At 69.9% G+C, this 6163-nt stretch carries 5 protein-coding genes; 4 read left to right on the top strand and 1 reads right to left on the bottom strand.

The genetic code is table 11. From position 1 onward, the window contains the following. Positions 1-20: 20 nt before the first annotated feature. The gene (locus tag FPZ41_RS25875) at positions 21-1343 is read right to left on the bottom strand and encodes a DUF6716 putative glycosyltransferase (protein ID WP_322620725.1); all 1323 of its coding nucleotides are present in this window, start codon (positions 1341-1343) and stop codon (positions 21-23) included. Between the two features lie 198 nt (positions 1344-1541). Here FPZ41_RS25875 and FPZ41_RS25880 point away from each other — a divergent pair, with 198 nt between their 5' ends. From FPZ41_RS25880 to FPZ41_RS25895, 4 genes are all read left to right on the top strand, one after another. Continuing rightward, the gene (locus FPZ41_RS25880) at positions 1542-2519 is read left to right on the top strand and encodes a glycosyltransferase family 2 protein (RefSeq protein ID WP_131564499.1); all 978 of its coding nucleotides are present in this window, start codon (positions 1542-1544) and stop codon (positions 2517-2519) included. Continuing rightward, positions 2516-3850: an alpha-2,8-polysialyltransferase family protein gene (locus FPZ41_RS25885; protein ID WP_322620726.1), complete on the top strand. Its 1335-nt coding sequence runs from the start codon at positions 2516-2518 to the stop codon at positions 3848-3850. The genes FPZ41_RS25880 and FPZ41_RS25885 overlap by 4 nt, the downstream gene beginning before the upstream one ends. 4 nt (positions 3851-3854) lie before the next feature. Continuing rightward, complete coding sequence (locus FPZ41_RS25890) at positions 3855-5084, top strand: acyltransferase family protein (protein WP_152866093.1); 1230 nt, start codon at positions 3855-3857, stop codon at positions 5082-5084. Between the two features lie 253 nt (positions 5085-5337). Then, positions 5338-6163, top strand: an 826-nt coding sequence (locus tag FPZ41_RS25895) for a class I SAM-dependent methyltransferase (protein WP_152866094.1), incomplete at its 3' end; no start/stop codon positions are given.

Consider the following 6163-nt stretch of genomic DNA (forward strand, 5'->3'; position numbering starts at 1 on the left):
CACGGCATACGCGGGCACGCTCACAGCTCCCCCATCCGCCGGATGACGGGTGCCACCCGCTGCACCCCGTGCCGGTACGCGCCGCGTGCCGCCCGGCGCACGATCTGCCGTACGGGGCTGGGCTCCTTGTCGGCGACGGGGGCCCCGGGCAGCGGTGCGCCGTCCGGGCCGAGGTGGTGGCGGGCGAGGATGCCGGGCAGGTAGCCGGGCGCGGTGACGGGCGTGTAGTACGGGTCGAGGGGCGGGAGCTCGGCGGCGAGCAGCTTGCCGATGCGTGCGCGCGCCGTGTCGAAGGCCGTCTCGTACGACCCGTAGGCGGCGACTCCCTGGCGGGTGACCCACGCGGCGTCGGGCGACGGCTCGTGCCCGGCGTCGAGCTGGTCCCAGGAGGCGAGGCAGCCGGAGCCCACGAAGTGGTGGTTGCCCAGCGCCTCGCGGATCCCCAGGTCGGTGAGGACCACGGTGGGGATACGGCGGTGCAGGGACTCCAGGGCGGCCGTGGAACTGACCGTGACGAGCAGGTCGGTCCGGTCGAGGACCTCGCCCATGTTGCCGTACACGAGGCGGAAGTTGTCCGGCAGGTCGATCCGCTGGGCCAGCTTCTGGTACGGCAGTTCCTCGATGTGGGTGGTGTGCTCGCCCGGCTTGGAGCGCAGTTTCAGTAACACCTCGCGCTCGGGGTGCAGCCTGGCGTGCTGGACCAGCCGGTTCAGCAGGTACGTGCGGTCCTTGCGGCTGTCCGGCACGGAGGGCTGGGCAGCGAAGACAACCGTGTACGGGTCGTGCTTGGTGTACGGGGCGCCCCCGAGGAAGGGCAGGGCCACCTCGGTCACCGACGAGGCGTCGGCGCCCACTCCCTCGTACACGGCCCGGAACCGGTCCGCGTCCTGGCGGGAGTTCGCGAGGACGAGGTCCGCGCCGTGCCGCAGCAGCAGGCCGTCGGCGAGCTTCTCGTAGACGACACCGACGTAGCCGGTGACGACGACGGGCCGCCGGGTCCGCGCGCCCCAGGCGTTCCTCAGTCCGTGCAGCATGGCCTGGACGCCGCCCCCGACGAGGGAGAGCACGACGAGGTCGTACGGCGGCTCCTCGTCGTCGGCCGCCCCGCCCATCACCCGCAGGAACTCGACGCCGGTGACCTCGCGGAGCGAGTCCGCGCGGACGCCGACTTCTTCGAGCTGGCGGGCCGTGGGGGTGGCACGGCCCCGCAGGAGGTAGCCGTCCAGACGGATGTCCGAGTCATCCGGAGCGAGACGGTTCGCGGTGAGCGCGCCCCATTTCCACCGGGTGTCGGAATCCGCGAGAACGGCGATCCGCAGGGTCTTCCTGGTACTTGCTGGCACGCCGAAGACGCTAGGAAGCCATTTCGCCCCGCAGCCCAACCAGAATCCAACAAACGGTTAACAGCACGTCGACGAATGGCGAATCAGGCCATGATCGGCGCGGAATATCGCCTGGTTCACGGTACCGCCACGTGTCGTTCACCTGGTATCAAGCCGGGAGTCAAGACGAATGCCGGGCCGCCCCCTAACGTCGGGCACGTGGTCAAGCTCTCCGTCATCGTGCCGTTCTACAACGTGCAGCAATACGCGCCCGACACCCTGAAGAGCCTGCGCGCCAACGCGCGGGACGACTTCGAATTCATTCTCGTCGACGACTGCTCGCGCGACGAAACCCCGGACATTCTCGCGCGTGCGGAGCGCGAGCTCCCGGGCGCGGTGTATGTCAGACACGAGAAGAACGGGGGACTGGCAACCGCCCGCAACACCGGGATCGACAAGGCGCGCGGCGAGTACCTCACGTTCCTCGACGGGGACGACTGGCTCGCCCCCGGCTACTACCCGCAGCTCCTCGCCGCAATCGAGGACCTGGGCGTCGACTTCGTCCGCACGGACCACGTCCAGTGCACCGCGCGGGCGCGCTCCATCCACCGGGTGCCGCACGGTCGGCGGGGGGTCGTACTGCGGCCGCGGGACATCATCCTGCCCGCCGACCGGTCCACGTCCGTCGACTACGCGTACGCGTGGGCCGGCGTCTACCACCGCCGGCTGGTCGACCGCGGGCTGCTGCACTTCACGGACGGCCTGCGCACCGCGGAGGACCGGCCGTGGATCTGGAAGCTCCACCGGGAGGCCGAGTCCATGGCCGTGGTGGGGCTGCTCGGCGTCTACTACCGGCGCGGGGTGGCGTCGTCGCTGACCCAGATCGGGGACGTACGGCAGCTCGACTTCATTCGCGCGTTCGACCAGGTCATCACGGAAACCGCCGCCGACCCGGACGCGTCGAAACTCCTCCCGAAGGCCGTGCGCACGTATTGCGCGATCATTTCCCATCATCTGGGATCCATTGAAAGGTTCGAGCCACAGGTGGCACGGAAACTGAAGGCGATGAGCGCCGGTGCGCTGCGGCGCATGCCGCAGGACGTGCTCGACGAGGCCCTCGACTCCATGGACGTCCAGCGCGCGACGAGGCTGCGCCGGCTGCGCCGCCGTCCCGCCGCCGCGGGGGTGGCCGCGTGACCACCCAGATCTTCCTCTCCTCCACCCTGTACGGGACGGCCACGCTCGCCGCCGCGCTGGACACCGACTGCTTCGGGCCCGCGGACCGGCGGATCCTGCTGGTCGCCAACAACGCGTCGACGCCCGAGACCTCGCCGTCGCTGGACGAGATGCCCGGCTTCGAGCGGCTGCGCGGCCGGTTCGACGACGTGATCTCGTGGAACGAGACCATCTCCCCCTTCCACCCCGGCGGCTGGCAGCCCCGCCAGGACGACGCCCCGCTGTGGGAGCGGCACCTGCGGCTCGCCTGGAACCTGGGCGACGACGACATCGAGCTGGCCGTGGAGTCCATCCAGGTGCAGCCGGCGCTCGGTATCGCGCAGATCTTCATGGGCGCGCCCGTCACCGTGTACGCGGACGGCCTGATGAGCTACGGCCCCACCCGTAACAAGATCGACCCGCTGGTCGGCACCCGCGTGACCCGGCTGCTGCACCTGGACCTCGTACCGGGTCTGACGCCGCTGCTGCTCACCGAGTTCGATGTGGAGCCCGAGATCGTCCCCACGGACGCGTTCTCGAAGGTGCTCGCCGAACTCGAGGACACCGGCGACGCGCTGCCCGCAGTCGACGAGCCCGCGCTGCTGCTCGGCCAGTACCTCTCCGCGCTCGGCATCCTCACCGCCGCCGAGGAGGAGGACCTGCACGTACGGATGCTGAAGGGCGCCGTCGAGCTGGGTCACACCCGCGTGGTGTTCAAGCCGCACCCCAGCGCCCCGGCCCGCTGGTCGCGCGGCCTGGAGAAGGAGGCGGAGAAGCTCGGCGCCGACCTGACGGTCGTCGACACGCCGGTCCTCGCCGAGGTGCTCTACCAGCGGATGCGGCCCGCCCTGGTCGTCGGCTGCTTCTCCACGGCGCTGCTCACCGCGTCCGCGCTGTACGGTCTGCCGGTCGCCCGCATCGGCACGGAGACCCTGCTGGAGCGCCTGACGCCGTACGAGAACAGCAACCGCGTCCCCGTCACCATCGTGGACGCCCTGCTGCCGGAGCTGACGGACCGCGCCGCGGTGACCGAGCAGAAGCAGGGGCTCGACGCGGAGCAGCTGACCGGTCTCGTGCGAGCCGTCGGCTTCGCGATGCAGCCGAAGATCTACCCGGAGCTGCGGCCGGAGGTGGAGCGCTACCTGACGGACCGGCTGAACCAGCACACCTGGCGCTACTTCAAGCGCCGCCGCCTCACCTCGCTGGCCCTGCCCGGCGCGGTCCCTTCGCAGCTGGCGTTCATCCCCCGCAACGCGACGGTCCGCAGAGTCGCCCGCCGCGCCCGGTCACTGAAGAGGGCGACGCTCGGTTGATCTGATGAATATACCTGCGAAGACAGCACCCCCCACCTCGTCCTCACAGGAATCGAACCCCATAGGGCCCTCAGGGCCCATAGGGGCAGCCCGGCCGGGCATCCGGCCGGGTGACCCCTCGCGGAGAGCGGGACCGGACACGGTCCTCGTCCCGCCCCGCACCACCCGTCGGGCCGCCGCCCCACGCCTGCGCGCGCTCGACGGGCTGCGGCTGATCGCCGCGCTGATGGTCGCCGCGTACCACTACGGCGGCCGTGACGGAGAGATATCCCAGGCGTGGGGCACCTCGTCCAAACAGCAGTTCCCCACACTGCACGAGTGGTTCGCCTACGGCTGTCTGGGCGTGCAGATCTTCTTCGTGATCAGCGGCTTCGTGATCTGCATGAGCGGCTGGGGCCGGCCGCTGCGGTCCTTCTTCGTCTCCCGCGCCTCCCGGCTGATGCCCGCTTACTGGGCGGCGGTGATCCTGGTGACGGTGGTGTTCGCGCTGCCGACGGTCGCGTACAAGGCGGTCTCGCCGAGCGACGCGCTGGTGAACCTGACCATGCTGCAACAGCCCCTGGGCGTGGACCGGGTACTGGGCGTCTGCTGGACGCTGTGGGCGGAGGTCCGCTTCTACGCGCTGTTCGCCCTCTGCGTGGTCCTGCCGGGCGTGACCCGCAGCCGCGTGATCATGTTCTGCGCGTGCTGGACCCTCGCGGCCGCCATCGCCCAGTCGGCGAACGAGCCGCTGCTGGACACCGTGCTGATGCCCGAGTACGCGCCGTTCTTCATCGGCGGCATGGGCCTCTACCTGGTCCACCGCGACCGGCGTGATGTGTACGCATGGGGCATCGTGATGGTGAGCTGGCTGATCGGCCAGCATTACGCGGTCCAGGAGTTGTGGCACGCCCCCAACCCGGACGCCTTCTCCAACCGCACGTCGTACGGCATCGTCCTCGTGGTCACCCTCGGCTTCGTGGCGGTGGCGGCCATCGCCCTCGGCTGGCTGAACCGGATCAACTGGCCCTGGCTGACGGTGGCCGGCGCGCTGACCTACCCCTTCTACCTGGTCCATGAGCACCTGGGCTGGGTCTCCGTGAACGTCCTGCACCAGCGCCTGGGCCTGCCGGCGGGCGCCACGATCGGGCTCACCCTGCTGGGGATGCTGGTCCTCGCATGGGCGCTGCACCGCGGGGTGGAGGTACGACTGGGACCCGCGCTGAAGAGATCGCTGGAGCGCAGCCGCGGCTAGGGCCTGCCGATGCATCTCCGTGGGAATTCCCCGGCAATCCCCGACGCCTCCCGGACCACACCTCCGGGAGTCCGGGAATTGTCGGGGAATTTCCGCGGAATTCATCTTGCCCGTCGTTTGAGGAGTCTCACACGGGTGAGCAGCGCAGCATTCCTTGACCGCACCACAGACGTCTCATAGGTTCCAACGACTGTTCGGTCCCGCCCCGGTAACGCCAGCACGTCACGCCCACGCGAGAGAGTGTTTTCGCCTCATGACCGTTGCACCAGGCATGACCCGACCGCCCCGCGAACTCGCCGATGTCCCCGGCTGGTTCCCCGTACTCGACCAGATGCTGTTCACCTGGTTCCTGGACCGGCAGGAGGCCCGCGAAACCCGCGGAGACCTTCTCGAAGTCGGCGTGTACATGGGCAGAAGCGCGATCCTCCTGGGGCACCACCGGCAGAAGGGCGAGCAGTACACGGTGTGCGACCTCTTCGAGGGCGACGCACCGGACGACGCGAACCGGGCCGAGGCGAACAAGTCGTACTCCCGGCTGACCCGGCAGATCTTCGAGGAGAACTACCTCTCCTTCCACGACGAGCTGCCGCGCGTCCTCCAGGGCCCGAGCTCGATCGTCCCGGACGAGGTCGACCCCCGCTCCTGCCGTTTCGTCCACATCGACGGCTCGCACCTGTACGAGCACGTGTACGGGGACATCGGCGCGGCACACGACAGCATGCTCCCCGAGGGCATCGTGGTCCTGGACGACTTCCGCTCGGAGCACACGCCCGGCGTGTCCATCGCCGCCTGGGAGGCGGTGCTCAACCGCGGGCTGCGGCCCATCTGCCTGAGCACCCAGAAGCTGTACGGCACCTGGGACGACCCGGAGCCCGTACAGGAGGAGCTCCTGGCCATGCTGCGGGAGCGCGGCGACTGCCATCTGAGCGTCCAGCCGGCGGCGGGCCACCGCATCATCCGCCTCAAGTCCAAGGGGATGTCCGCCCCGCCGTTCCCGCACTCCAGGCACTACGAGGAGACCCCGGAGCCGCCGGAGACCCCGGAGCCGCCGGCTCCCGCCCCCGCGCCCGCTCCGGCTC

The organism is Streptomyces acidicola, assembly GCF_009377235.1.
GTDB lineage: Bacteria > Actinomycetota > Actinomycetes > Streptomycetales > Streptomycetaceae > Streptomyces > Streptomyces acidicola.

Bases quoted from the DNA above. Each gene is read 5' to 3' on its own strand.
- FPZ41_RS25890 (WP_152866093.1), top strand. From the start codon at position 3,855: ATGAATATACCTGCGAAGACAGCACCCCCCACCTCGTCCTCACAGGAA.